Below are 25,940 nucleotides of genomic sequence, written 5' to 3'. Positions count from 1 at the left end.
GGACATCGGGAGGCGATCCCCCTAGGGTCGGCGGCGACGACCCCGACCAGAGAGGCCCCCGTGCCCGACGCCAAGACCTTCACCGACTGGATCTCCGCGGCGGCCAACGTCTTCACGGTCGGGGTGCCCTTCACCGTGCTCCTGCTCTGGATCTCCGGCCGCAACCCGCTGGTGCGGTCGGCGCTGGCACGGGACCGGCGCCGTACGGTCGGGAGGGTCCTCGCTTCCCTCGCCGAAGGGCCGGTCGTCACCGAGCGCGTGCGTGCCAGGCGCGCCTGCGGCGAGAGGGTGCGGGCCGTGCTGGCCGACACCACGTGCCTGACCCCGGCGGAGGAGCTGCGCTGGCTGGACCAGCGCGGCGCGGACTCCGACCACCCCCTGTCCGCGCTGGGAGCGGGTCCGGACCCGGCTGAGTCGCTGCGAGAACTCGCCGACGCCTACCGGCGCCTGGGGGCCCGCCAGCGCGCCCGGGGCCTGCTCGGCGGTGGGTCGGCACCGCTCATCGCCATGCAGGCCGACACCGCCGACGCGGTGGCGACCCATCTGGGGGAGGCTGCCGCCTTCATGCGTGGCGGTGCCCCGACCATGGGTGCGCTGTCGGTCCGCTGCGAGGCCGGAACCTCACGGCTCGAGCTGTCGAACCTCGCCCCAGGGGCAGGTCCCGGCGGCCTGCTCAACGCTCTGTCGGTCTCCCACGTCCGCGAGCGGTGGGTCGTCGCCGGTGGCCTGAGCGAGGCCCTCGCCGAGGAGGACGGGACGCCCACCCGCACCGTGGAGCTCACGCCCTCCCAGCGCCGGGTCCTCGAGGACCGGATGATCGGGAAGGCGTTCGACGGGGTGCTTCCCTCGCTGCGGGCGGTGCGGCTGCAGCGCGACGGCATGAGCGGGTGGCTGCGCCTGCACCTCACCCTCGCGGAGGCGTCGTACAGCGCCGTGGTCGCCACCCAGTACGTCGGCAGCAGGGGACTGGGTACCCCGCGTGCGGAGCTGAGCGCCCAGGCCGCGGTCCTGACGCTGTCCTGCCTGCCGGTCACCTCGGACGGCTACCTCGTGCTGGCCCGTCGCTCCGAGCACGTGCCCTTCCCGCACCGGCTCAACCCCGGCGTCAACGGCAACCTCGAGATGCGGCCCCGCTTCGGCATCGGCCACGACAACGACCCGCTCGGGCTGCCCGACCCGCTGCGCGCCCTGGCCCGGGAGGCCTGCGAGGAGCTGGCGCTCGAGGTCACCCCCTCCGACATCCAGGTCTCGGGCACCTGCCGGTTCGACACCGACGACGAGGTCGGGACGACCGTCCTGCTGAGCAGCTGCCGCACCGGCCTCACCGCCCACGAGGTCGCCGTGCGGGCGGGTCGGGCCGACCCGGCCGAGGGGCTGTGGGAGGTCGACGACACCATCGTCTTCGTGCTGGCCCCACCGACGACCACCAGCACCGAGCTGCACCCGCTGCTGGTGGAGACGCTGCGCTGGACCCTCAACGCCGCCGACCACCAGCCCCACCTGACGAGCTGCCTGCTGGCGCACCACTCGGCCCAGCTGCACGACCACTTCCGTGGGCCCGGGGAGCCGGGTGCTCGGCGGCTCACCGTGGAGGAGGCGAGGCCGCGCGTCGAGGCGTTCCTGCACTCACTGGTCACGAGCGGCCCCGTGCCGCCTCCTGAAGGCACCATCCTGCTGAAGCGCGGTACGGGCGAGGCGGTCGAGGTGTCGGCTCAGCCGTAGGTGTCGCGCGGGCCGGGGCCCTGGCTGCGGCGCGGCCCCTTGGACCACGAGGGGGCGCTCGGGCCCACGATCTTGAGGGCGGCGACGGTCCCCTTGCCCACCTCGTTGTCCAGCCGACCCATGATCGAGGCCTCCAGCAGGCGCAGCTGGGTGGTCCAGGCCGTGGAGTCGGCCCGTACGGTGAGCACGCCGAGTTCGAACGTGACCGGGGTGCAGTGCTGCGCCACCTCATCGCCGACGATCTGGGGCCAGCGGCCCATCACCGACCCGACCGCGACGTCGACCTTCCAGCCGCGGTCGGACAGCAGCCGGTCGAGCTGGTCGCCGAGCAGCAGCGGGTCGCGCCCGTCGCGCCGGACCTTCGACGGCTCGCCCGGCCGGCGGCGACGCATCGGTCTCAACCCCGGACGCAGGCCCTTGTCCCGCGCGGCGGCCCGGGCTCGTTGCAGGGCCGCGGCCGCTGCGTCCTCCGCCGCGGCCGTCAGCTCGTCGGTCGTCAGGTCGGTGGTCGGGTCGTCAGTCTCGGCGTCGGCACCGGCTCCCTCCGCGCCCTCCGCGAGCTGCGCGGCCGGCTCCTCGAGCGCGTCCTCGAACGGACCGTCGCGGCGACCGTCCCCCGGTCCCGGCTCGCGCCCCTCACCCACGCAGGGCCACCTCACCCAGGCTCACGGCGTACGTGCGGCCGGTGAGGGTGCCCGGCACGTCCGCATCGACCGCCGCGGTGATGAGCACCTGCTCGCAGTCGGCCACCATCGCCGCGAGCCGCTCGCGGCGGCCGGAGTCCAGCTCGGCGAACACGTCGTCGAGGATGAGCACGGGGTCGTCGCCGAGGTCGTGGCGCAGGAGCTGGTATGCCGCCAGCTTCAGCCCCAGCGCGAACGACCAGCTCTCGCCGTGGCTCGCGTAGCCCTTCGCCGGCAGGTCCCCGAGCGACAGGACCAGGTCGTCGCGGTGCGGCCCGGCCAGCGACATGCCCCGTTCGACCTCCCGGTCACGCAGCTCGGCCAGGGTCTCGAGGATCTCGGTGCGGAGCTGGTCGATCTCGGGCACCTCACCCGCGGCCAGCTCCGCCGACGCCGCCTCGCGCAGCGAGCTCTTGTAGGACACCCGGGCGTCGGACTGGCCGGCACTCACCTCGTCGTAGGCCTTGGCCAGGTAGGGCCCGAGGTCGCGCAGGAGGCGGAGCCGGGCGTACAGGAGCTGGGACCCCACCGAGGCGAGGTGCTCGTTCCAGATGTCGAGGGTGTGCAGCGCGGAGGCGCGGGCGTCCTCGACCGGCTCGTCCGTGGGGCGGGGTGCGGGGCGGCGCTGCCCGCGCCGGAGCACCGGCGCCGCCGACTTGAGCAGGGCGTTGCGCTGCTTGAGGACCTTGTCGTAGTCACTGCGCACGCTGGCCCACCGCGGCTGCCGGGACACCAGCAGGTCGTCGAGGAACTTGCGGCGCTCTGACGGGTCGCCCTTGACCAGGGCGAGGTCCTCAGGAGCGAACAGGACGGTGCGCAGGGTGCCCAGCACGTCCCGCGGCCGCCCTGCCGGAGCCCGGCCGAGCCGCGCCCGGTTGGCCCGGCCCGGGTTGATCTCGAGCTCGACCAGGGTCTCGCGCCCGTCCCGCACCACCGCGCCGCGGATCACCGCCTGCTCGGCACCGAACCGCACGAGCGGCTGGTCGGTGGCGACCCGGTGGCTCGACAGCGTGGCGAGGTAGCCGATCGCCTCGACCAGGTTGGTCTTGCCCTGGCCGTTGAGCCCGACCAGCGTGGTCACCCCCGGCTCGAGCGGCAGCTCGGCCGTGGGGTAGCTGCGGAAGTCGGAGACGGTCAGGTGGCGGACGTGCACGGTTGACCGATCACGGACTCGAGGGCGGGCGCTGGCTCGACGGCAGGACGCCGAGGAGTCAGCGCGCCTTCTTGGCGCCGCGCGTGGAGCCGGTGCCCGAGGACGGTCCGGCCGCTGCGGCCTTGCGTCCCTTGGCGGTGGCCTTGGCGGCGCTCCTGGTGGGCTTCTCCTTCGGCGCGACCTGCGCGGCCACGGCCTTCTCGTGCTTGGGGGCACCCTCGGCCCGGAGCTTCTCGCCCTCGGCGACCGACATCACCTGGTGGCCACCGAACCCGCCACGCAGCGCGGCGACGGCCTGCATCGTGGGGGACTCCTGCTGGCGCGAGGCGAACCGAGAGAACAGCGACGCCGAGATGACCGGCATGGGCACCGAGTTGGCGATCGCCTCCTCGACGGTCCACCGGCCCTCGCCCGAGTCGACCGTGTAGCCGGACACGTCCTCGAGGTGGGGGTTCTTCTCGAGCGCGTCGACGAGCAGGTCGAGCAGCCAGGACCGGACGACGGTGCCGCGGGTCCAGGCCTTGAAGGCACCCGGTACGTCGGTGACGATGTCCTTGGCCTCGAGCAGCTCGTACCCCTCGGCGTACGCGGCCATCAGGCCGTACTCGATGCCGTTGTGCACCATCTTCGTGTAGTGGCCGGCACCCACCTTGCCGGCGTGGACGAAGCCCTCCTCGCGGGGGCCCTCCGGGCGCAGGGCGTCGAAGATCGGCATCGCCTTCTTCACGTTGGCCGCCGAACCGCCGACCATGAGGCCGTAGCCGTTCTCCAGGCCCCAGATGCCGCCGCTGACGCCGCAGTCGAGGTAGCCGATGCCCTTGGTCTTGAGCAGGGCCTCGTTCTCGAAGTCGTCGGTGAACCGGCTGTTGCCGCCGTCGATGACCAGGTCGCCCTTGTCGAGCAGGCCGGCGAGCTTGGCCACGGTGGCCCGCGTCGGCTCACCCGAGGGGACCATGACCCAGACGGTGCGCGGCGCGTCGAGCTTCTTGACCAGCGCGGCCAGCGTCTTGACGTCGGAGACGGCAGGGTTGTTGTCGAAGCCCACCACCTCGTGGCCCGCGCGGCGGATGCGCTCGCGCATGTTGCCGCCCATCTTGCCGAGGCCGATCAGACCGAGCTGCATGTGACGACGCCTTTCGTGTGGGGGATGCGCGGGGTGTTCCCGGGACGTCCGCACGTGGGGCCGGACCGGGCGAGACGGCATACCGCGCCGTGCGCGTAGGTCAGGCTACGCCCGGGGGTGGTCAGCTCGCGAAGCGGACGGGCATGAGCACGTAGCGGTAGGACGTGTCGGCCTCGCCGTCCTGCTCGGCCTGGCCGGAGAGCACCGCCGGCCGCGAGGGCTGGGTGAACGACAGCCGCGAGTAGTCCGTGCCGACGGCACCGAGGCCGTCGAGGAGGAACTGGGGGTTGAACGCGATCTCGATCTCGGGCCCGGACAGGGTCGACTCGACGGCCTCCGAGGCCTGGGCGTCGTCCCCGGTGCCGGCCTCGATGGCGACCTGGCCGTCGGTGAACCGCAGCCGGACGGGGGTGTTGCGCTCGGCCACCAGTGCCACGCGCTTGACCGCCTCGACGAGCTCGGAGGTCTTGATGACCGCCTCGGTGTCGACGCTGGTGGGGAAGATCGAGGTGACCTTGGGGTACTCGCCGTCGAGCAGGCGGCTGGTCGTGCGGCGCTGGCCCGCCTCGAAGCCGACGAGCCCGTCACCGCCGGCCGAGGAGCCGAGCGCGACCTCGATGGACCCGGAGGCGCCGAGCGCCTTGGCCGTCTCCGACAGCGTGCGGGCCGGCACCAGGGCCAGGTGGGAGGCGTCGGTGGCGTTGGGGTTCCAGGTCAGCTCACGCATCGCGAGGCGGTAGCGGTCGGTGGCCAGGAGCGTCATCTTCTCGCCGTCGATCTCCACGCGGACCCCGGTGAGGATCGGCAGCGTGTCGCCGCGGTCGGCCGCGATCGACACCTGCGCGACAGCCTGGGTGAAGAGCCCGCCGTCGACGTGGCCGCTCGCGGTGGGCGAGATGGGCAGGGTGGGGTAGTCGTCGGCCGGCATCTGCATGAGGCTGAACCGGGACGAGCCGCAGGTGACCGCGACCTTGTTGCCGTCGGTGGCGACGTCCACCGGCTTGGAGGGCAGGTTGCGCGAGATGTCGGCGAGCAGTCGTCCGAGCACGAGGACCGTCCCGGCCTCGGCGACGTCGGCGGCGACGGTGATCTTCGCGGAGACCTCGTAGTCGAACGCCGACAGGGTGAGGGTCCCCTCCTCTTCGGCGACGATGAGCACACCGGCCAGCACGGGGACCGGGGGACGTGCCGGCAGCCCACGGGCCACCCAGGTCACGGCGTCGGCGAGCACCTCACGTTCGACCCGGAACTTCACCGTCGTACCTGCCCTTCGCGCGGCCGCGCCGCGTACTCAAACCCCAAGAATGTGATTGCGCACTGACCCTAGTGCCCGGTGTGGGTGCGGCCAACCCGGATCGTGGGATTCGAGGGGCTCCGTCCCGTCCTCGTCTCCAGTCCTCATTTCTCGTCCTCAAGTCTCCGGGGGTCGTCAGGGTTGGTCCTCGGGGCTGGATCCATGAGTTGAGAGGGGTAGTCATCGTTGTAGGGGGTGTGGATCCTGTGGACCACGGGCATCGGTGCAGGTCAGCGGGCGCGGACGGCTGTGCACGACCCGGGGACGAGCCGTGGGGCACGCGGCGTCGGGCTGTGGACGCGGCATCGGCGCCCACAGGCGTTCCACACGACACGCCCGTCTCGTCCCCACCCTGCCGGGGTGTCGTGCACGGGTTGTCCACAGGTTGTCCACGGGTGTGCAGGAAGATCATCCGTTCGACGGATGGCGGTGGACGGTGCCCACATACCCACAGAGTTGTCCACAGGTGTGGACCACGGGGGGTGTGCGCTGTTTTGCCCTGATTCCGTCCGGTCCCGTGCTCAGCGGAGCACGTGGTCGTGCTCGCTCGCCACGAAGCCGCCGGGCGTCGCGCTGGGTAACGGAGCGGTGAACACGCACGCACACCTGTGGACTGTCCTGTGGACAACCCAGGCGGCGAGCGTCAGCGGGACTGCTGCTTGATGCGGTTGGTGAGCTCGGTGACCTGGTTGTAGATCGCCCGCCGCTCGGCCATCAGCTGCCGGATCTTCTTGTCCGCGTGCATGACGGTGGTGTGGTCGCGGCCGCCGAACTGCTGCCCGATCTTCGGCAGGGACAGGTCGGTGAGCTCGCGGCACAGGTACATCGCGATCTGGCGGGCCGTCACGAGCACCCGGGAGCGGGACGTGCCGCACAGGTCCTCGATCGTGAGCCCGAAGTAGGCCGCGGTCTGCGCCATGATCGTCGCGCTGGTGATCTGGGAGCCCTGCTCGTTGGGGATGAGGTCCTTGAGCACGATCTCGGCCAGGCCCATGTCGACGCTCTGCCGGTTGAGGCTGGCGAACGCGGTGACGCGGATGAGCGCGCCCTCGAGCTCGCGGATGTTCGTCGAGATCCGGCTGGCGATGAACTCGAGCACCTCGTCGGGGGCGCTCATCCGCTCCTGGATGGCCTTCTTGCGAAGGATCGCGATGCGGGTCTCGAGGTCGGGGGGCTGGACGTCGGTGAGCAGGCCCCACTCGAACCGGCTGCGCATCCGCTCCTCGAACCCCGACAACAGCTTGGGGGGGAGGTCACTGGTGATGACGACCTGCTTGTTGGCGTTGTGCAGGGTGTTGAACGTGTGGAAGAACTCCTCCTGCGTCTGCACCTTGCCCTGCAGGAACTGGATGTCGTCGATGAGCAGCACGTCGACGTCGCGGTAGCGGCGCTGGAAGTTGCTCGCCTTGTCGTCGCGGATGCTGTTGATGAAGTCGTTGGTGAACTCCTCGGAGTTCACGTAGCGCACCTTGACGTGCGGGTACAGGTTGCGGGCGTAGTGCCCGATCGCGTGCAGCAGGTGGGTCTTGCCCAGCCCGGACTCGCCGTAGACGAACAGCGGGTTGTACGCCTTGGCCGGCGCCTCGGCGACCGCGACCGCGGCCGCGTGGGCGAACCGGTTGCTCGCACCGATGACGAAGGTGTCGAAGGTGTACTTGGGGTTCAGCCTCGTCGCCGACTCGTCGGTGATGCTGGGCACCTCGTCGCGCGGGCGGCGCTGCGGGGGTGCCGGCGGCTGGTCCTGGCTCGACCGGTCCAGCGAGGGGGTGCCGCCGTGGTGGCCGGCCATGTGGTCCACCTGCCCGGACCCGCCGCGGTCGGTCGAGAACGCGGTGTCGTCGAAGGCATGGCCCCCCGTGCCCCGGTGCTCCTCGACCAAGCCGACGGTGTCCTCGACGTAGTGGTCCTCGTCGAGGGAGGGGTCCACCGAGACGGCGAGGTTGACGGGGGCGCCGAGCTGGCTCGAGAGGGCCCTGGTCACGGCATCGCGCACGCGCTGCTCGACGACGTCCTTGGTGTAGTCGTTGGGCACCTTCACCAGGGCGGTGCCGTCCAGCAGTCCGGACAGACGGGCCAGGGCGAGGAAGGCGCGCTCACGCGCGGGGAGCCCGTCGGCGTCGAGGGTGGCGATGGTGTTCTGCCAGATCTGAGCAAAGTCCAGATCGGCGTCACTCACTGGTCCACATCCCTTTCGACGGTGTCCGCGGTCGCTGCCCTGTCGCAGGGTCATGGTGCCTTGTCCACACTCTTATCCACAACCTGTGGGTATGGGGATGGGACGAGGGTGGACGCTAACAAGGCCGGAGGCCGCGGAGCAAGCCAAACCCCGAAAATTGGGGATCTGCGAGTCAAAATTTTCCGATCCCGCGGCGTGTCCGCGGTGCGGGTGCTCGAAACCGATGCTAGAGGAGGTCCTCTCCGGGTGGCGAGCAGGGCGCCGGGCGCTGGTTTGACCCTGTGGACAGCGCTCGCGTACCGTGGAGCAGGCCTGTCGGCCGTTTTCGCATGCCCGTGACTGCCCCGATCCCACCCCGGTGGCGTCAGGTCGCGGGTTTCCGATTGCGGCTGGTGGACCGCAGACCAGCACTCAGCAGGCGCCGCGCCTGACCAGTAACGGAGATCCCTCGTGAGCAAGCGTACTTTCCAGCCGAACAACCGTCGTCGGGCCAAGACCCACGGCTTCCGCCTGCGTATGCGGACCCGTGCGGGTCGCGCCATCCTGTCGGCCCGTCGCGCCAAGGGCCGCTCCGAGCTCTCCGCCTGAGGCGACCCCTGTGCTGCCCGCGGGGCACCGGCTCCGTGCGAGCTCGGACTTCGCGGCGGTTCTGAGGGGACCCAGGGGAGCCCGAGCAGGCTCCACGCTCATCGTGGTCCACGCTGGCCAGACCGACGCGCGCGCGGGACTCCCGCCGCGGGTCGGTTTTGTCGTATCCAAGAGCGTCGGTAACGCGGTGGTGCGCAACCGCACCAAGCGCAGGCTCCGCGCCCTCGCCGCTGCGAGGATCGGGCAGGTGCCGGCCGGGGTGGACGTCGTGGTCCGCGCCAACCCGGCCGCGGCGCACGCCACCTCTGCCCAGCTGGGTTCCGAGCTGGACCGGCTCCTGCCGCGGGTCACCGCCAAGGTGGCCGCCCACGCTGCCACCGCCCACGCCGCCTCCGGCGTGGCGGCACCGTCGTGACCACCGTCGGCCGGGTGGTGACCGCCCCGGTCATCGGTGCGATCGTCCTCTACCAGCGGTTCGTCTCACCCCTGCGGCCACCGACCTGCCGTTACTACCCGTCGTGCTCGGCGTACGCCGTGACCGCCCTGCGCCGTTTCGGCCCCGTGAAGGGAACCTGGCTCGCGCTGAAGCGGTTGGGCAGGTGTCACCCCTGGACTCCGGGTGGCGTGGACCACGTCCCGGAGCTCTCCCCGGAGCACACCGAGCACACCGCGGTGCGCGCCGACCCGGTGACCGTGCCCCCAGACCCTGCACCACCCGCCCCGGCCGCCCACCAGCGCTAGGGCCCACTCCCTGCCGGCAGGGCGGACTACGCACCGTGCTGCCGGAACCATCGGCGAGGCGTCACCCCGACGTCGCGCCACCAGATTGAGGACACCATGAGCTTCAACAGCCTGATCTACCCGTTCGAATGGATCGTGTCGTGGATCCTGTGGGGTTGGCACTCCGTGTTCACCGCGATCGGGATCCCCGGGGCTTCGGGTGCCGCGTGGGTGCTGTCCATCATCGGCCTCGTGGTCGTCATGCGCGCGGCGATGATCCCGCTGTTCGTCAAGCAGATCCACGCCTCGCGGCGCATGCAGCTCATCCAGCCCGAGATGCAGAAGATCCAGGCGAAGTACAAGGGCAAGACCGACCCGGACTCCCGTCAGGCCATGACGCAGGAGACGATGGACCTGTACAAGCGGACGGGGACCAACCCGTTCAGCTCGTGCCTGCCGATCCTGCTGCAGTCGCCGTTCTTCTTCGGCCTGTTCCGGGTGCTCAACGGCCTGCAGAAGATCGCCTCGGGCGAGAACCCGCAGATCGGGCCGATCACGCGGACCCTGGCCGGTCAGGCTGAGCAGTCCACGCTCTTCGGCGCGCAGCTCTCCGACAAGTTCATCGGGGCCGACACCCTCACGACCAAGATCGTGACGATCGTGCTCATCGTCCTGATGTCCGCCAGCACCTTCACCACCCAGCGCCAGCTGATGATGAAGAACATGCCGGCCTCCGCGCTGGACAACCCCTTCGCCAAGCAGCAGAAGATGCTGCTCTACCTGATGCCCTTGTTCTTCGCCATCTCCGGTGTGAACTTCCCCATCGGCGTCCTGCTCTACTGGCTCACCACCAACGTGTGGTCCATGTGCCAGCAGTTCTACGTGATCCGCCGCATGCCCGCCCCGGGGTCACCCGCGGAGAAGGCCATGCAGGCGCGCAGGGCCAAGCGGGGCAAGCCCGTGGAGGAGTTCACGGTCAAGGGACTGGACAAGAGCGACAAGTCGGACGGTGCCGAGGCGCCGAAGCCCAGCGGCCAGCGTCAGCAGCCCAGCCGCAACAAGAAGAAGAAGAGTGGCGGCGCCAAGCCGCGGGCAGCCACGCCCGGCGCCGCCGCCACCGAGACCACGTCCAAGACCGACAACTGAGAGCCATGACCATGACTGAGCAGCACGACAGCGCCGTCGACGGCGACCAGGCCCTCGAGGCCGCGGTGGCCACCAGCGAGCCCGCCGCAGCAGAGGGCACCGCGTCCACCGGTACCGAGCCCTCCTCCCAGGCCACCCACGCGGACGTCCGCGAGGCGGAGTCCGGCGAGGCGGAGTCCGCCGACGCGCACGGCGAGGGCGCCAGCCGTCGCCGCCCGGCCAAGACCGCTGACCTCGAGCGCGAGGGCGAGGTGGCCGCCGACTTCCTCGAGACCCTGCTCGACATCGCCGACCTCGACGGCGACATCGACGTGGACGTGGACGGGGACCGTGCAGCGGTGTCGATCGTCGACTCCGAGGAGGGCCGGGTACCCCGTCGCCTCGTCGGCCCCGACGGCAAGGTGCTCGACGCGCTGCAGGAGCTCACGCGGCTCGCGGTGCAGTCGGCGACGGGAGAGCGGTCGCGCCTCATGCTCGACGTCGCCGGCCATCGTGCCGAACGCCGCGCTGCACTGGTCACCATCGCCCAGAAGGCCATCGCTGACGTGCGGGCCACCGGCGAGAAGGCCTCGTTGGAGCCGATGACGGCGTTCGAGCGCAAGGTCGTGCACGACGAGGTGCTCGCGGCCGGGCTCAGCTCCGAGTCCGACGGCGTCGAGCCGCGCCGCTTCGTCGTGGTGCTGCCCGGCTGACCTGTTTCACGTGAAACGGCGCCACACGGCGCCTGCCCGAGAGGCGCAGGACCACTGGTCCTGCGCCTCTCGTGTCTCCACGACGCCTGAGCTTGGACCGACGTGGCGGAACCTCGCTGGAGCAGCTCGGCTCGGCGCGTGCCTGGCACGGGCCCTGGACCGGACCTCGGGTGGGAGGCCCTAGGCTGTCGCCGCAACGCCAGCACGGACCGCGTGACGGCGATCGACCACCGAGGTGACCATGACCCTCCCCGCCGACAGCCCCGACGCCGAGTCCACTGCGGAGTCCCCTGCCGAGTCCTCTGCCGCGTCCTCCGCCCCAGAGGCGCCGCTTGTCGCGCCCGCGGCGCCGCCGGCGGCGACGACCGTGTTCGGCGACAGGCTCGTCGTCGCGGAGCAGTTCGCGAGCGTCCTGGCAGACACCGGCGTCTCCCACGGGCTCATCGGACCCCGTGAGGTGCCGATCCTCTGGGAACGCCACATCCTCAACTGCGCGATCGCCGAGGACTCCTTCCCCCACGGCGTCGCGGTCGTCGACGTCGGCTCGGGAGCCGGCCTGCCCGGCCTGGCGCTCGCGATCGCGCGTCCGGACCTGCACCTGCACCTGGTCGAGCCCATGCTCCGGCGCACCACGTGGCTCAGCGACACCATCGCCGAGCTCGGGCTCGACAACTGCACGGTGCACCGCGGCCGGGCCGAGGAGTTCGACGGTGTCCTGCAGGTTCCGTGGGCCACGGCGCGCGCGGTCGCCCGGGTCGACAAGCTCGCGCGCTGGACCTTCCCGTTGCTGGAGGACGGCGGCACGCTGGTAGCGCTCAAGGGCAGCAGTGCCCAGGACGAGCTCGACGCCGCCACCCCCGTGCTGCGGCGTCTCGGCATGAGCGGTGCGGTGGTGCGCACGCACGGAGTCGACCTCCTGGAGGTGCCCACGACCACGCTCGAGCTCACGGTCGGCAGCCGCAGTGGCCTGCGCAGCCGCCCCGCAAAGGGGTCCCGGGCTCGCCGCTGACCAGCCACGACCCAGATCGAGCGCTCAGGTCTCGGCGCGCTCACCGGTTTGTTCCGGATGGTCCGCGTAGGGTTGGATGATGCCCATGGCCAACGAGGTGACCGCGTGACTTCAACCCCGCTGGAGCTCGAATCCGGGCTGGGGTGGCCGCGGCGGCCGGGCGGCTCGTCGGCCCCGGTCGGCTGGCCGACTCCCGTCTCGGACGAGCCTGTTTCACGTGAAACGAGCGACGCGATCGACGGCGAGACGGCGAAGACTGCTCCCGCTGAGCAGCAGCGCCGCGAGGACGGTGCCGTTTCACGTGAAACGGTGAATGAGAGCCCGAGCCACCACGGCGATGTGGAAGCGGCCGATGAGGCCCTGGCCGCTGTCGTTTCACGTGAAACAGACGAGCGCGAGGAGCTGGCCTCCTCCCTGCCGACGGCGGACCACGACACCCCTCTGGCCCGCGCGGTCGCCGAGGACGCCCGGAAGCGCATCGCCCTCACAGGTCGCGTGTTCCCGAAGCCGGTGGCCACCCGCGTGCTGACCGTGGCCAACCAGAAGGGTGGGGTCGGCAAGACCACGACCACGGTCAACGTGGCGGCGGCGTTGGCCCAGGCGGGTCTCACCGTGCTGGTGATCGACATCGACCCGCAGGGGAATGCGAGCACGGCGCTCGGGATCGACCACCACGCAGAGGTGCCGAGCATCTACGACGTGCTCGTGGACGGGACGCCGATGGCGGACGTCGTGCAGGAGTGCCCGGACATCCCCGGCCTGTACTGTGCGCCCGCGACGATCGACCTGGCGGGCGCCGAGATCGAGCTGGTGTCGCTGGTGGCCCGGGAGACCAGGCTGCAACGGGCCATCACCGCCTACCTTCAGCACGCGGCCACCGCAGACCTCCCCGTGCCGGACTACGTGCTCGTGGACTGCCCTCCTAGCCTGGGACTGTTGACGGTGAACGCCTTCGTCGCCGCCCAGGAGGTCTTCATCCCGATCCAGTGCGAGTACTACGCGCTGGAGGGGCTCTCCCAGCTCCTGAAGAACATCGAGCTCATCCGCAACCACCTCAACCCGACGTTGCACGTGTCGACCATCCTGCTGACGATGTACGACGGCCGCACGCGCCTGTCGGCCCAGGTGGCCGAGGAGGTGCGCAACCACTTCCCCGACCAGGTCCTGCGCAACACGGTGCCCCGCTCGGTACGGATCTCCGAGGCGCCGAGCCACGGGCAGACTGTGATGACGTACGACCCGAACTCCAGCGGCGCCCTGTCCTACCTCGGCGCGGCTGCCGAGCTCGCCGACCGGGGCGCGGCCCCCACCAGCGCCTGAGCGATACCAGACCTCCCACCACCGATCCCGCAGAAGACGAGAAGGACCACCACATGAGCGAGAAGCGCCGCGCCCTCGGCCGGGGCCTGGGTGCCCTCATCCCCAACGCCCCCACCTCCCCGACGGGACGCCCGGTGGACGTCTTCTTCCCCGACCAGCGCCTCCAGCCCAGCACTGACAAGGATCCCTCCGCGACGGTGCCTGCCGCAGTGCCGTCCGAGGCCGACGGGGCGGGGACGGACAGCGGCGCCAACGGCGGCGCCCGGGCCGGCGCCAACGGTGAGGGTGCGGCCGAGGACGGCGCGACCGAGCGCGGCACTGCTGGGAACGGCAGTGACGGGACCGAGGGCGAAGGCACCGACCTGCGGGCCGACGGTGCCGCACCGGCCGAGGCAGGCCTCTCCGGCTCCAGTGAGGGCGCGCCCAGCGACGACGAGCCGGCGCGTGAGGGACTGGCCCCCGTGCCGGGGGCCTCCTACGGCGACCTGCCGATCCTGTCGATCCGGCCGAACCCCAAGCAGCCCCGCGCCGTGTTCGACGAGGACGACATGGCCGAGCTCGTGCACTCGATCCGAGAGATCGGGGTGCTGCAGCCGGTCGTCGTGCGCCCCATTCCTGCAGGTCAGGGGCCTGACGAGCTCGACAGCGCTCCTGAGGGCGTGCGCTACGAGCTCATCATGGGTGAGCGCCGGTGGCGTGCCTCGCAGGAGGCCGGCAAGGCGACGATCCCGGCGATCGTCAAGGAGACCGACGACGACGACCTCCTGCGCGACGCCCTCCTGGAGAACCTGCACCGCAGCCAGCTCAACGCGCTCGAGGAGGCCGCGGCCTACCAGCAGCTGCTCGAGGACTTCGGGTGCACCCACGACGAGCTGGCCGGGCGCATCGGGCGGTCGCGACCGCAGATCTCCAACACGCTGAGGCTGCTCAAGCTGCCGCCGCTCGTGGCACGCCGCGTCGCGGCCGGGGTGCTGTCGGCCGGGCACGCTCGGGCGCTGCTGTCGCTCGACGACGCAGCAGGGATGGAGCGCTTGGCCCAGCGGATCGTCGCGGAGGGCCTCTCCGTGCGCAACGTCGAGGAGATCGTCGCCCTCGGCGGCGACCAGGAGCGGCCGGCGCCGCGGCGGCCGCGGGCGGGCAACCGGCACCCGCAGCTGGACGACCTCGCCGCCCGTCTCTCCGACCGCTTCGACACCCGCGTCAACATCGCGCTGGGTCAGCGCAAGGGCAAGCTGACGGTGGAGTTCGCCTCGGTCGAGGACCTCAACCGCATCGTCGACCTGTTGGGCGTCGACCGCAGCGCCTGAGCCCGGCGTCGGGTGGATGTTTCACGGGAAACATCCACCCGCAGGCCCACCCACCACGGCGGTCTCGACGACTCCCTGGGCGCCAGGGCCGCCCAGGGCAACGAACGAAAGCCGTTGTGCTGCTTGGTGATTCGCGCGTCAGGAGTGCGCGGCGAGAACGCTCGCGTCAGGAGTGCGCAGCGAGGTAGGCGCGCAGGTCGCCGAGCTGCAGGACGCCCGTGGTGGCGGTGTCGTCGTCCCCCAAGTAGAGGCGCTGGAGGCTGACGAGGACCGCCTCGGCGATCGTGTCGCGGAACGCCGGGTCGGCCAGGCGCTCGGCGTCGACGGGGTGGGAGAGGTACCCGGCCTCGATCCGCACCGCCGGCATCGTGGTCTGCTGGAGCAGCGCCCAGGAGCGGCCGTGCGAGCGGCAATTGGCCAGCCCGGTGCGGGCGACGATCTCACGCAGCACGAGGTCGGCCAGGTGCTCGCCGATGGCGGACCAGGAGGTCCTGCGGTCGCGGCCGAAGAAGAAGGTGGCCACCCCGCTGGCGTCGGCCACGTCGTGGGAGTCGCAGTGCAGCGAGAGCAGGAGGTCGGCGCCGGCAGCGTTGGCGATCGCGGCCCGCTCCTCCTCGGTGGGGCTGCTGTGCTGGGTGCGCGTGTAGACCACGGACACGCCGATGGCCGTGAGGCGGCCCTCGATGCGGCGCGCGAGGTCCATCACCAGGTCGGACTCGACCAGCGCGTTCGCCGCGGCCCCGCTGTCGGCACCCCCGTGACCGGGGTCGAGCACGACGGTGCGGCCGCTGAGGTTGTGGCCGGCGCGGCGTACCCGCTCCCGCTCGCGCAGCACGGTGGCCGAGCCGCCCGAGACCGACCGGCGGAGGTCCTCGAACGCCCGCAGCGTCTCCGGGCCCACGGAACCGTCGCCCGGCAGGCCGTAGGCACGCTGGAAGCTGCGCACGGCGCGCTCGGTCTCGGGACCGAAGCGACCGTCGGCACGGCCTGCGGCGAAGCCCAGAGTGTTGAGCCGCTCCTGGAGGGCGGCGACGTCCTCGCCGCGCTGCAGGTGGCCGGGGGTGTGCACGAGGATGCGGTCGCCGAGGGACCAGCGGGCGCCGTCGATCGCGCCGAACGTCTCGACGCCTACGACGCCGTCGACGATGAGGCCCTTGTGCTGCTGGAAGGCCCGGACTGCGCGCTCGAGCGCCCGGTCGAACACGTCAGGGGATTTGTCCACAGCGTCGTCCACAGGTGCGTCGAGCAGGCCACGCAGCTCTGGCAGGTCGTCGGAGGCGAGGGCTGCCAGGCGCGTGCGCACGTCGAGGACGGCGGCGCCGCGGCTGCCGAGGCCGAGCAGACCGTTCTTGCTGTCGGACACGCAGCCTCCAAGGGGGACAGGGACGTTTGTGCAGGTCAGGGGTATCTGGTGCGGATCGGGCTGTCCGCGTGCAGAGGTCGAGCGTAGGTCAGGGTCCCGGGTTCATCCAACCGCAGTACGCCGGGTGGACGAGTGCCGAGTCGCCCCTGGGGTCCCGCTCGTGCCCGAGGTCCGGCGCCGGCACGCGCCGTACGCCGCCGTGGCGGGGTGTGGACAGCGCACCGGGCCGGGGACGGGGGCCACATGTAGCGTGCCGGCCGCCCCACGGGGGCGACCGGCACGTGCTGCCGTGGCCGCTCGGTCAGCCGAGGTAGTCGGCCAGCTCGCGGACGAGCTTCGGCTTGGGCATGGCGCCCACGAGGGTCTTGACGACCTCGCCGTTGACGTAGACGTTGAGCGTCGGGATGCCGGTGATGCCGTAGCGCGAGCTCACCTGGACGTTCTCGTCGGTGTTGAGCTTCACGATGTCGATCTTGTCGGCGTGCGCGACAGCGAGCTCCTCCAGGACGGGGGCGACGGCGCGGCACGGACCGCACCAGGGCGCCCAGAAGTCGACGAGGACGGGCTTGTCGTTCTGGAGGACGTCTGCCTCGAAGGTGGCGTCCGTGGTGTCCTTGATGGCTCCCACTCGGGGGCTCCTTTCGGTGGTGCTGCTGGTTGGGGATCTGGGGTGGTCGCGGTGGTGCGGCCCGACCGGCGTGAGCAGGGCGGGCGGGGCGTCAGTGCGTGAGCGCCGGCGCCTCGGTGAGGGCGGCGTCGGGGTTGGGGGAGCCGGCGTGCTCCTGGTCGGCGAGGAACCGCTCCGCGTCGAGGGCGGCCGCACAGCCGGAGCCCGCCGCGGTGATGGCCTGGCGGTAGGTGTGGTCGACGAGGTCGCCCGCGGCGAACACGCCGGGCAGGTTGGTGAGGGTGCTGCGGCCCTGGACGAGCACGTAGCCCTCGTCGTCGAGGTCGACGACGCCCTTGACGAGCTCGTTGCGCGGGTCGTGGCCGATGGCGACGAACAGGCCGGTGACGGGCAGCTCGCGGGTCTCACCGGTGACGGTGTCGCGCAGCGTGACACCGGTCAGCTTGTCCTCACCGTGGATGGCGTCGACGGCGGAGTTCCAGGCGAACCGGATCTTGTCGTTGGACAGGGCGCGCTCGGCCATGATCTTGGAGGCGCGAAGCTCGTCGCGGCGGTGGACGATGGTCACCGTCCGGGCGAACTTGGTGAGGAACGTGGCCTCCTCGACCGCGGAGTCGCCGCCGCCGACGACCGCGATGTCCTGGTCGCGGAAGAAGAACCCGTCGCAGGTCGCGCACCACGAGACGCCGTGGCCCGAGAGCCGCTTCTCGTCGGGGAGCCCGAGCTCGCGGTAGGCCGAGCCCATCGCGAGGATGACGGCGCGGGCGCGGTAGGTGTTGCCCTCGGCGTCGACCACGGTCTTGACGTCACCGTCGAGCTCGACCGACTCGACGTCGTCGGTGATGATCTCGGCGCCGAAGCGCTCGGCCTGGGCCCGCATGTTCTCCATGAGGTCCGGGCCCATGATGCCCTCGCGGAACCCGGGGAAGTTCTCCACCTCCGTGGTGTTCATGAGCGCGCCACCGGCGGTGACGGCGCCCTCGAACAGCAGCGGCTGGAGGTTGGCCCGGGCGGCGTACACGGCGGCGGTGTACCCGGCCGGCCCGGAGCCGATGATGATCAGACTGCGGATGTCAGCAGGTGCGGTGGTGCTCACGCGGCTACAGCCCCTTGTGGTCGGGAAGGCGGTGCACCGCTACATACGGTGCCGATGTCTGCAACCGATCGTAGGGCCTGGATGTTCCGCGCCGGCAGGCGGCAGGCCGGTGCCGGTCAGCGGATCCGTACCGGTCCGGCGAGGGCCCTGGCGTGCGTGGCGTCGCACCAGGTGGGCACGGCGTACGCGTCCTGGCCGGTGTCGCTGCTGACCACGGCGACCACGGCCCGCGAGCCGTCGAAGGTGGCGACGTCACCCACCACGGGCATCCACGCGGGCACCCCCATGGCGGTGAGGCACTCGCGGAGCCCGGCGGCGTCGAGCGCACCGGTCGCGCGGCCCTGGCCAGCCGATCCCGGGGAGGACCCGTCGAAGGGCCCCAACATCGTGGTGCGCGCCTGCTCGGCGAGCTCGGAGGACGTGTACCCGGTGCCGGTCGCCACCATGGTGACGGTGCCCACGGCGCTGGTGGCCCGCGCGCCCGACCCCGAGGAGCCGGGCGCGGCAGGGGTGAAGGAGGCGATCGGTGGCGCGACCTTCTCGGCGGAGCTCGCGGCAGCGCCGGACTGGTCCGAGGAGCGGCTGAGCGACGCCATGACGTCCTGCGGACCGGTCCCGAGGAGGGCGGGGACCCCGACGGCGAGGCCCGCGACGGCGGCGGCGACCAGGCCGTACTTCTGCCAGCCGGGGACCCGACGGCGCATCGGCACCACGCTGGAGCCCTGCCCGCGGGCCGCCTGCTCCGCCGCGATGGAGGCGTTGATGCGGTCGACGAGGTCGGCCGGCATGGGCCCGGGGTCGCCGAGGCCCGACAGCAGTGCCCGGATGCCGGTCGGGTCGTCCGCGTCGCGGTCCTCGGGTCCACGAGGAGGGACGGGCGGGGTGCTCACCACGACAACCTCCTCGGTGCGACGGGGAATGAGGACGGGACCTGCCGGTGGGCACGGCGGTTGCTCCATGGGTACGACGTCACGGCTGCCCCGATCGTTCCCGCAGCATCGCGGCGAGGGCCTCACGTCCACGGCTGCACCGGGACTTCACGGTGCCCTCGGCCACCTCGAGGACCAGGGCCGCCTCGGCGACGGACATGCCGTGCATGTCGACCAGGACGAGGGCGAGGCGCTGGCCCTCGGGGAGGCGGGCGAGCGCCTCCCGGACGTCCAGCCGGGTCTCGAGGGAGGCGTGGGCGTCGCGGCGGTCGGCCAGCTCGTGCTCGGGCAGCTGGGAGGTCGGCTTGTCGCGGCGCAGGCGGTCGAGGCAGGCGTTGACGACGATCCGGTGCAGCCAGGTGGTCACCGCCGCGTCGCCCCGGTAGGAACCGGCCCTGCGGAACGCGGAGATGAACGCGTCCTGCACGCAGTCGGAGGCCAGCTCGCGGTTGCCGGTGGTGCGCAGCGCCACGGCCCACATGCGGTCGCGGTGGCGCCGGAAGAGCTCCCCGAACGCGTCGGGGTGGCCCTCGACGTGCAGCCTGACCAGCTCGCGGTCGTCGCGTTCGTGCAGGGGCCGGTGGTCCATGGGTGTGCCGCCTGCTCGCCGGGGCGGCTAGCGGACCGAGACCTCGGCCAGCGTGGCGCGGAACCGACCGTCGGCGACCTTGGAGACGGAGGTGAACCAGACGAAGACGTACTGGCCGTCCACCGGCTTGTCGGCCTTGAGGGTGATCTCGCCCTTCTTGCCCTTCGAGGTGCCGATCACCGTGGTGTTGTCGCGCGTGCGGTCCTGGCCGACGAACACCGTGACGTCGGAGGCGTCGGGCAGCACGAGGTCGACCTGGGAGATCTTGTGGACCTGGCCGAGGTCGACCCGGACGCCGACGCCCTTCTTCAGGCCGCCGAGGTTGGCGCTGGCATAGCCCTCGGAGCTCCAGAAGGTGTCCGTCTTGCCGTCGAAGACGCGGGGCGCCTCGCTGTTGCGCTCGGCGTTGTCGCCCTCGGGGTCGAAGCCGGTGGCGCTGAGGATGGCGAACGGCTCACCGGCGGAGGCGGTGCCGCTCGGGGCGCTCGAGCTCCCGCTGGGGGTCACGGTGGCCGTCGGTGCGGTGACCGTAACGGTGTTGCGGGGGGTCTTCGTGCCCAGCCCGAGGTCGGTCCTGGAACCGATCCGCGACGCTCCCCAAAAGCCGAACAGGGTGACCACCACGAGGAAGGCGGCCATGATCGCGAGCACGATCTTGGACTGGTCGCGGGTCGGGGCCTCGGCCGTCTCCGGCGGCAGCATGGGCAGCGGCGGGTCGAGCAGGTCGGGTCCGTCGACGAACGCCTCGTCGAGGCTGATCCGCCGCTGCTCGGCCTGGCGCTCGGCAGCCTCGCGGGCGGCCTTGCGCTCGGCGGCCTTGTCGGCAGCGGCCTTCGCGAACGACCCCACGCGGTGGGCGGCCGCACCAGCGGCGTGCCCGGCAGCCTGGCCGGCTGCACCGAGGGCGGTCCCGACCGCTGCGGCCGTGGCGGCGGCGCCGGCGGCGGCACCGCCGTGCTCCTCGCCGGCCGGTCCGGGTGCGTCCTCGGGGTGGCCGCCGGCGCCCGGGGCGGGGACCACGTGGGTGGCCTGGTCGTACGGTGCGCCCGCACCGCTCGCTGCGCCGCCGGCAGCGGCTGCGCCCGCTGGTCCCGCTCCGGTGCCGTGGGCTCCCTCGTCACCCCGCTCGGCGCGCAGGCCGCTGCGCTCGAGGTCGGCGACGGGCAGGGCCACGGTCCGGGCCAGGCCGTCGTCGGCCTCGCGGGGGGCGCTGCCCCCGAGCCCGACCACCTGCGTGGGGGCCCAGGGCGCGATCTGGGCGGCGAAGTCGCCCGGGGTGAGGGGACCCTGGTCGTCGTTGAGCGTGAGCCGGCACAGCGCGTCGAGGTCGCCGGGCACCCCGGCGGCGATCTCCGAGGGGGCGGGGACGCCCCCGACCACGTGCGGCGCGGCCTCCAGGCCCGGTACCGAGCCGGGCAGCGGCCAGCGGCTGGTCAGGGCTGCGTACGTGATCGCGACGACACCCACGGCGTCGAGGCGCGCTGCGGCGGCGGAGGGGACGTCCTCCTGCGAGGCGATCGCGGCAGCCGTCGCGACCCCGCGCACCTTGATGGTGCCGTCGGAGGAGCGCAGGACGGCGTGGGGGGTCAGGCGCAGGTGGTGCAACCCGCGGGACCGGGCGGCCTCGAGGCCGGTGGCCGCCTCACCGGCGATGCGTCGGGCCTCCTCGGCGGGCAGGCCGCCCTGCTCGAGCACCTGGGCGAGGGTGTGCGACTCGGGGATGGCCTCCTCGACGAAGAAGGCGATGCCGTCGGACCGGCCGACGTCCAGGACCCGGACCAGGCGGTGGTTGTCGAGCCCGGCTGCGCGCCGGGCGGCGTCGAGGGTCGCGGCTGCGTGGCCCTCGTCCTCGCCGAAGCACACGACGACGACGTCGCGCTCCAGGGTCAGGTCGTGGGCGGACCACCGCTCGGCCCTCGGCAGCTGCTCGAGCCGGCGCTGCACTGCGTAGCGGCCGCCCAGCACCGTCGAAGGCCCAACCCCGTGCACTGTGCCTCCTCGTGAGTCGCCGCTGCGCTGCGCTGTCATCCTAGGGTCTGGCCCTCAGGCGGGGCGACGACGCAGCCGTCGCGTCACCGGGTCGAGCAGCTGCCCGACCTCCTCGACCCGGAGGGTGTGCGCCACCCCCAGGGCGACGGCCACGAACACCCCGCCGCCCAGGGCCAGCTCGACCGCGGCGCCGGACCAGCGTTCGGCGTCCACCCCGAGCCGGCCCAGCAGCCACACCAGGACCAGCGTGGGCACAGCCGCCACGAGGGAGGCGACGGCCAGGCGCACGTAGACGCGCACGGCCGGCGCGAGCCGCAACGGGCCGAGGCGGCGACGCAGCAGCGCGAAGCCCACCAGGGCAGCCGCCAGGTTGCTGACGGTCTGGCCGAGCCCGACGATCACACCCGCGCGAGAGGGCGCGGCGACCAGGGCGGTGAGGTTGATGGCGCAGGCCACCACGGTCACGAGGACCTGGAGAAGGAACGGGGTCTTCGCGTCCTCGTAGGCGTAGAACACGCGCTGCACGAGGTAGAGCCACCCGAAGGGGACGAGCCCGGTCATCATCGCCACCATCACCCCGGCGATCGCCATGGTCTCTGCGTGGGAGTTGCCCGGGAAGGCCGCCCTGGCCACCTGGGGCCCCAGCACCCCGACGGCCACGGTGGCGGGCAGGAGCAGCACCGCCGGCATCCGGAGGCCGCGCCCGAGGTCGCTCACCACCTCGGCGTCGTCACCGCGGTGCGCCGACTGGGACAGCCGGGTGAACAGGGCCGTGACCAGGCTGACGGTGAACAGCGAGTGGGGGAGCATGAAGAGAAGGAAGGCGTAGCCGTACGCGGAGATGCCGGCCCCGACCTCGTGGCGCTCGGCGAGCAGGTCGCCCGCCCGGGTCATGACCTTGGACGTCACGATGAACCCGAGCTGGCTCACGGCGACCGCGGCGAACGTCCACACGGCGACCCGGGAGGCGGAACCGAGGCCGACGCCCCGGAAACCCCAGACGGGCCGGTAGCGGAACCCGATGCGGCGCAGCGGAAGCCACAGGGCCACGGCTTGGGCCACTACGCCGAGGGTGGCGGAACCCGCCAGGAGCAGGACCATGGGGCCGGTCCACTGCTCGACGGGGACGTTCTTGGTGTACGCCAGGCGGAACCAGACGAGCCCGACGATCCCGACGAGGTTGGCCAGGACGGGGGCCCACATGTAGGCGGCGAACCTGCCGCGCGCGTTGAGCACCTGGCCGAGCAGCGTGTAGAGGCCGTAGAAGAAGACCTGGGGCAGGCAGATGAGGGCGAAGGCGGTGGCCAGGCCCAGGGTCGTCGAGCCCCAGCCCTGGGAGAACAGCCGCACCAGCAGCGGCGCCGCCGCGGTGACGACCAGGGTCGCGCCGAGCAGCAGGGCCAGCGAGAGGGTGATCAGGCGGTTGACGAACCGGTCGCCGCCGTCCGCGTGGGTCGAGGCCTTGGTGATCTGCGGGACGAGGACCGCGTTGAGGACGCCCCCGGCGAGCAGCAGGTAGAACTGGTTGGGCAGGGTGTTGGCCACCTGGAACGTGTCGGCGGCGAGGCCGATGCCGACGGCCGAGGCGAGCAGCGCCGCCCGGGCGAACCCGAGCAGCCGCGACACGATCGTGCCGGCCGCCATGACGGCGCTGGAGCGGGCGAGGGACCCCTCGGGCGCCTGGTCCTCGGCGCTCGCCTCCGGGGAGGTGTCGCTCATCCGGAAGCCTCCACGGGGTGGGTGTCGGGGACGGGGTGGTCGTCGCGGTCCGGCCGGCGCCGGACGGTGCGCACGATACCGAGGGCGAGGATCAACGCCGCGATCCCGCCCAGCGCCGCGTACACCCACTTGCCCGTCGGGGTGACCCGGACCATGACGTCGGCACCCTGTCCGACCACGGTGCCGTCGGGGGTCGTCAGGGTGGTGCGCAGGGGCACGAGACCGGCCGCGAGGGCGGTGACGCTGACGCTGACCGTGGCCCGGCTGTGCGGGCCGATGCGCAGCACCGGGGGCTGGCTGTCGATGCGCAGGCGCGGGTTGGACGCCTCCACCAGGAGCTTGACGTTGTCGACCGGCACGTCGAGGTCGTTGGTGACGGTGATCTGCAGGCGCCCGGAGTCGGCGAGGAAGTTGATGGTGCCCGCGGCGACCTTGACGGCGGTCGTCGTCTGCCGGGTCGCGGTGTTGACCCGGCCGCTCAGGGTGTTCCAGGCCGTGGGGGCAGAGCGCCAGCGGGTCGAGGCCAGCTGTTCGGCGGCGCGGGTCCAGGTGCGGGCGAACGCGTCACCGTCGTCGCGGATCTGCGCGACGCCGCGCACCGTGCGCAGGGTGCCCTCGAGGTCGCTGATGCGGGAGGGCGTGAGCACCGGCCGGCTGGTGGCGGTTGCCGGGGTCGTGGGGCGCGTCACGGGTGCCGCGGCGGTGGGGGCGGTACGGCGCGCGGCCTCGAGCTCGGCCTCGGTGCCGGTGGGGGTCAGCCACGGGATAGCGGAGACGGTGGACAGGAACTTCTTGGCCGCGGTGGGGTCGGGGTTGAAGGACCGGGGGGCGGCGACGAAGACCGCGCGCCCGGACGTGCCGGGGAGCTCGTTGAGCAGGGCGGCCGACTCGGCCACGAACTGCTGGGTGCTGAGCACGCCCTCCTGCGCCGACCGGGTGTGCCCGAGCAACGTGCTCAGCGAGTCGTCGTAGGCGAGCAGCGGCAGGCCGGTGCTGCTGCGCTGGGCCGCGCCCGGTGTCTGGCCGGCGAGCCCCGGGGGGAGGGCCGAGGTCGAGGCGACCTGGGCCGCCAGCGCGGGCACCCGGAACAGGCGGCGCAACCCGGTCTCGGCACGCACCGTGTAGGTCCCGTCAGCCGGCCAGGCGATGTCGGCCCGGCCGTGGATCTGCTCCGCCACGTCGGCGGACCGCCCCACCAACGACTCGAAGAGGCCCTCGGCGCTGCCCTGGCCCGCGACGGCGCCGAGGTCGGCGTCGGTGTCGGGCAGCACCCACGGGGTGTGCAGCGTGGACGCGGAGGTGATGCGCAGCTCGGTGGCGGTCCGCAGGGCGCTCTCCCGGGAGCCGGTGGCCCCGGTGTCGGCCGGGGCGGGCAGCAGGCTCGGGGTGAGCGTCGGGTCGAGGGCCCAGGTGACGGGGGCGTCCTGGGTGGCGTCCAGCACCCGGCTGAGGCGCGAGGAGGGACTCAGCGCGGAGGTCCAGGCGCTCTCCCGGGCAGTGCCGGGGGCCCCGAAGAGGTCGGGGTCCGGGTCGAGCGTCAGCGGGACGGCGAACGCGACGGACATCGGCTGGTACTGCTTGATCCGCTGGTACCCGGCGAAGGTCCGTACCGCGCTCGCCCCCGACTCCACGCTCAGGGGCAGCGCACCGTACGTCGCGTCGGTGCGCAGGCTCGCGAGGCCGGTCACCTTGACGCGGAACGCCGCGGCCGTGCCCGGCGCCACCGTCCCGGCCAGCCGGGCCTGGCCGACGACCGTGCCCTGCGCCGGCCCGGTGGCGGCCGCCCAGTCGCGCACCGCTTGGCGTGCGTCGGGGGCCGCCGGGTAGCTGCCGGCGACGACCCGCACGAGCGGCCGGTTGAGCGGCGTGGTGCCGTCGTTGCGGAGGGTCCCGGTGACGGTGAGGGTGTCGCCCGGGGTGACCACGGCGGGGCTCATGGCGGTCAGCTGGAGGGTGGCGCCGCCGGCGGACGCGGCAGGGCGGACCGAGGGCAGCGCGGCAGCGGCCCCGGCGGCGGGTGCGGGGTCGGCCGACGCCCCCGGGACCGCGACTGTGGCCGCGGGCAGGGTGAGCACTGCCGCGGCGAGCACGCGGCATATCGGGGACCGGGCCATCACCCGTCTCCGGCCAGACGGTGCCAGGCCTGACGGGCTATGCGGCGCTCGTTGGGGAAGGTGAGGTGCTCGTGGGCCTCGCGCAGCGGCAGCCAGGCGACGTCGATGGCCTCGTGGTCGGGGTCGTTGTCGATGGTGAGCCGCCCGCCGGTGGCCTCGAGGAGGTAGTGGTGGACGAACTTGTGGACGCGGTGGTCGTGGGTCGCGAACCAGTAGTCGATGGTGCCGAGCTCGGTCAGGACGCGGCCCTCGATACCGGTCTCCTCGGCGACCTCGCGGGCGGCGGTCTCGGGCAGGGTCTCCGAGCCCTCGCTGTGACCTTTGGGCAGGCACCACTCGATCCGCCCGGCCCGGTTGCGGCGCGCGATCACGGCGATCCGGGCGACCCCGTCGTGGATGTCGACGACGATGCCGCCGGCCGAGCGCTCCTCCACCGCGGGCAGCCTCGGACGGCTGGGGACCAGCCGTTCGGGGTCGCGCGCAGGGGAGCTCACCCGGCCACTCTAACGAGCGCCTAGGCTTGTCCCTCGTGTCCACCGCTGATCCCCGCGAGCCGCAGGCCGACCCCACGTCGGCCCCG

General features: G+C 72.4%; 23 protein-coding genes. 9 read left to right on the top strand and 14 right to left on the bottom strand.

Going from position 1 to position 25,940, the window contains the following annotated elements; all coding sequences use genetic code 11:
- Nucleotides 1–60: 60 nt before the first annotated feature.
- Complete coding sequence (locus tag ABEA42_RS04355; RefSeq protein ID WP_345501343.1) at nt 61–1,722, top strand: NUDIX hydrolase; 1,662 nt, start codon at nt 61–63, stop codon at nt 1,720–1,722.
- On the opposite strand, the gene ABEA42_RS04350 is transcribed toward ABEA42_RS04355, so the two are convergent.
- From ABEA42_RS04350 to dnaA, 5 genes are all read right to left on the bottom strand, one after another.
- Nucleotides 1,713–2,366, bottom strand: a complete 654-nt coding sequence (locus ABEA42_RS04350) for a DciA family protein (protein ID WP_345501344.1) — start codon at nt 2,364–2,366, stop codon at nt 1,713–1,715. The genes ABEA42_RS04355 and ABEA42_RS04350 overlap by 10 nt on opposite strands.
- A complete protein-coding gene (gene recF / locus ABEA42_RS04345) occupies nt 2,359–3,558 on the bottom strand; it encodes a DNA replication/repair protein RecF (RefSeq protein ID WP_345501346.1) in 1,200 nt (399 codons plus the stop codon). The genes ABEA42_RS04350 and recF overlap by 8 nt, the downstream gene beginning before the upstream one ends.
- A 58-nt stretch (nt 3,559–3,616) precedes the next feature.
- Complete coding sequence (gnd, locus tag ABEA42_RS04340; RefSeq protein ID WP_345501347.1) at nt 3,617–4,681, bottom strand: phosphogluconate dehydrogenase (NAD(+)-dependent, decarboxylating); 1,065 nt, start codon at nt 4,679–4,681, stop codon at nt 3,617–3,619.
- Between the two features lie 121 nt (nt 4,682–4,802).
- Entirely contained in the window at nt 4,803–5,936 is a 1,134-nt protein-coding gene (gene dnaN / locus ABEA42_RS04335; protein WP_345501348.1) for a DNA polymerase III subunit beta, read from the bottom strand.
- A gap of 682 nt (nt 5,937–6,618) precedes the next feature.
- Nucleotides 6,619–8,151, bottom strand: coding sequence for a chromosomal replication initiator protein DnaA (gene dnaA / locus ABEA42_RS04330; RefSeq protein ID WP_345501349.1), 1,533 nt, complete (start codon nt 8,149–8,151; stop codon nt 6,619–6,621).
- A gap of 450 nt (nt 8,152–8,601) precedes the next feature.
- Between dnaA and rpmH the strand changes: the two genes are divergently transcribed.
- From rpmH to ABEA42_RS04290, 8 genes are all read left to right on the top strand, one after another.
- Nucleotides 8,602–8,739, top strand: a complete 138-nt coding sequence (gene rpmH, locus ABEA42_RS04325; RefSeq protein WP_056882794.1) for a 50S ribosomal protein L34 — start codon at nt 8,602–8,604, stop codon at nt 8,737–8,739.
- Entirely contained in the window at nt 8,678–9,154 is a 477-nt protein-coding gene (gene rnpA / locus ABEA42_RS04320; RefSeq protein WP_345501431.1) for a ribonuclease P protein component, read from the top strand. The genes rpmH and rnpA overlap by 62 nt, the downstream gene beginning before the upstream one ends.
- On the top strand, nt 9,151–9,480 hold the full coding sequence (gene yidD / locus ABEA42_RS04315) for a membrane protein insertion efficiency factor YidD (protein ID WP_345501352.1): 330 nt from the start codon (nt 9,151–9,153) through the stop codon (nt 9,478–9,480). The genes rnpA and yidD overlap by 4 nt, the downstream gene beginning before the upstream one ends.
- Nucleotides 9,481–9,576: 96 nt before the next feature.
- Nucleotides 9,577–10,605, top strand: coding sequence for a membrane protein insertase YidC (gene yidC, locus ABEA42_RS04310; RefSeq protein WP_345501354.1), 1,029 nt, complete (start codon nt 9,577–9,579; stop codon nt 10,603–10,605).
- Between the two features lie 11 nt (nt 10,606–10,616).
- Complete coding sequence (locus tag ABEA42_RS04305) at nt 10,617–11,297, top strand: Jag family protein (RefSeq protein ID WP_345501356.1); 681 nt, start codon at nt 10,617–10,619, stop codon at nt 11,295–11,297.
- Between the two features lie 241 nt (nt 11,298–11,538).
- Nucleotides 11,539–12,306 (top strand): 16S rRNA (guanine(527)-N(7))-methyltransferase RsmG, encoded by a 768-nt coding sequence (rsmG, locus tag ABEA42_RS04300; protein ID WP_345501358.1) that lies wholly within the window; start codon nt 11,539–11,541, stop codon nt 12,304–12,306.
- Between the two features lie 339 nt (nt 12,307–12,645).
- Complete coding sequence (locus ABEA42_RS04295) at nt 12,646–13,626, top strand: ParA family protein (protein ID WP_345501359.1); 981 nt, start codon at nt 12,646–12,648, stop codon at nt 13,624–13,626.
- A gap of 53 nt (nt 13,627–13,679) precedes the next feature.
- Nucleotides 13,680–14,933 carry a ParB/RepB/Spo0J family partition protein gene (locus ABEA42_RS04290; protein ID WP_345501361.1) on the top strand — a complete coding sequence of 418 codons (1,254 nt, stop codon included), beginning with the start codon at nt 13,680–13,682 and terminating at the stop codon, nt 14,931–14,933.
- Nucleotides 14,934–15,099: 166 nt separating this feature from the next.
- Here the strand turns inward: ABEA42_RS04290 and ABEA42_RS04285 are convergent, their stop codons facing one another.
- The 9 genes from ABEA42_RS04285 to ABEA42_RS04245 form a co-directional block, all read right to left on the bottom strand.
- Nucleotides 15,100–16,296, bottom strand: coding sequence for an N-acetylmuramoyl-L-alanine amidase (locus tag ABEA42_RS04285; RefSeq protein WP_345501363.1), 1,197 nt, complete (start codon nt 16,294–16,296; stop codon nt 15,100–15,102).
- A 301-nt stretch (nt 16,297–16,597) separates the two neighbouring features.
- Nucleotides 16,598–16,924, bottom strand: a complete 327-nt coding sequence (trxA, locus tag ABEA42_RS04280; protein ID WP_345501365.1) for a thioredoxin — start codon at nt 16,922–16,924, stop codon at nt 16,598–16,600.
- A 91-nt stretch (nt 16,925–17,015) separates the two neighbouring features.
- Complete coding sequence (gene trxB, locus ABEA42_RS04275) at nt 17,016–18,020, bottom strand: thioredoxin-disulfide reductase (protein WP_345501366.1); 1,005 nt, start codon at nt 18,018–18,020, stop codon at nt 17,016–17,018.
- Between the two features lie 116 nt (nt 18,021–18,136).
- Complete coding sequence (locus tag ABEA42_RS04270; protein WP_345501367.1) at nt 18,137–18,910, bottom strand: hypothetical protein; 774 nt, start codon at nt 18,908–18,910, stop codon at nt 18,137–18,139.
- 79 nt (nt 18,911–18,989) lie between these two features.
- Nucleotides 18,990–19,538, bottom strand: coding sequence for an RNA polymerase sigma factor SigM (sigM, locus tag ABEA42_RS04265; RefSeq protein WP_345501369.1), 549 nt, complete (start codon nt 19,536–19,538; stop codon nt 18,990–18,992).
- A 27-nt stretch (nt 19,539–19,565) separates the two neighbouring features.
- Nucleotides 19,566–21,527 (bottom strand): protein kinase family protein, encoded by a 1,962-nt coding sequence (locus ABEA42_RS04260; RefSeq protein WP_345501371.1) that lies wholly within the window; start codon nt 21,525–21,527, stop codon nt 19,566–19,568.
- Between the two features lie 54 nt (nt 21,528–21,581).
- On the bottom strand, nt 21,582–23,246 hold the full coding sequence (murJ, locus tag ABEA42_RS04255) for a murein biosynthesis integral membrane protein MurJ (protein ID WP_345501373.1): 1,665 nt from the start codon (nt 23,244–23,246) through the stop codon (nt 21,582–21,584).
- The gene (locus ABEA42_RS04250; RefSeq protein WP_345501375.1) at nt 23,243–25,360 is read right to left on the bottom strand and encodes a DUF6049 family protein; all 2,118 of its coding nucleotides are present in this window, start codon (nt 25,358–25,360) and stop codon (nt 23,243–23,245) included. Before ABEA42_RS04250 ends, murJ begins: the two co-directional genes overlap by 4 nt.
- On the bottom strand, nt 25,360–25,854 hold the full coding sequence (locus ABEA42_RS04245; RefSeq protein ID WP_345501377.1) for an NUDIX hydrolase: 495 nt from the start codon (nt 25,852–25,854) through the stop codon (nt 25,360–25,362). The genes ABEA42_RS04250 and ABEA42_RS04245 overlap by 1 nt, the downstream gene beginning before the upstream one ends.
- Nucleotides 25,855–25,940 lie beyond the last annotated feature (86 nt).

This window comes from Pedococcus ginsenosidimutans (assembly GCF_039544395.1).
GTDB lineage: Bacteria > Actinomycetota > Actinomycetes > Actinomycetales > Dermatophilaceae > Pedococcus > Pedococcus ginsenosidimutans.
This window is presented reverse-complemented; position numbering and strand designations above follow the sequence as displayed.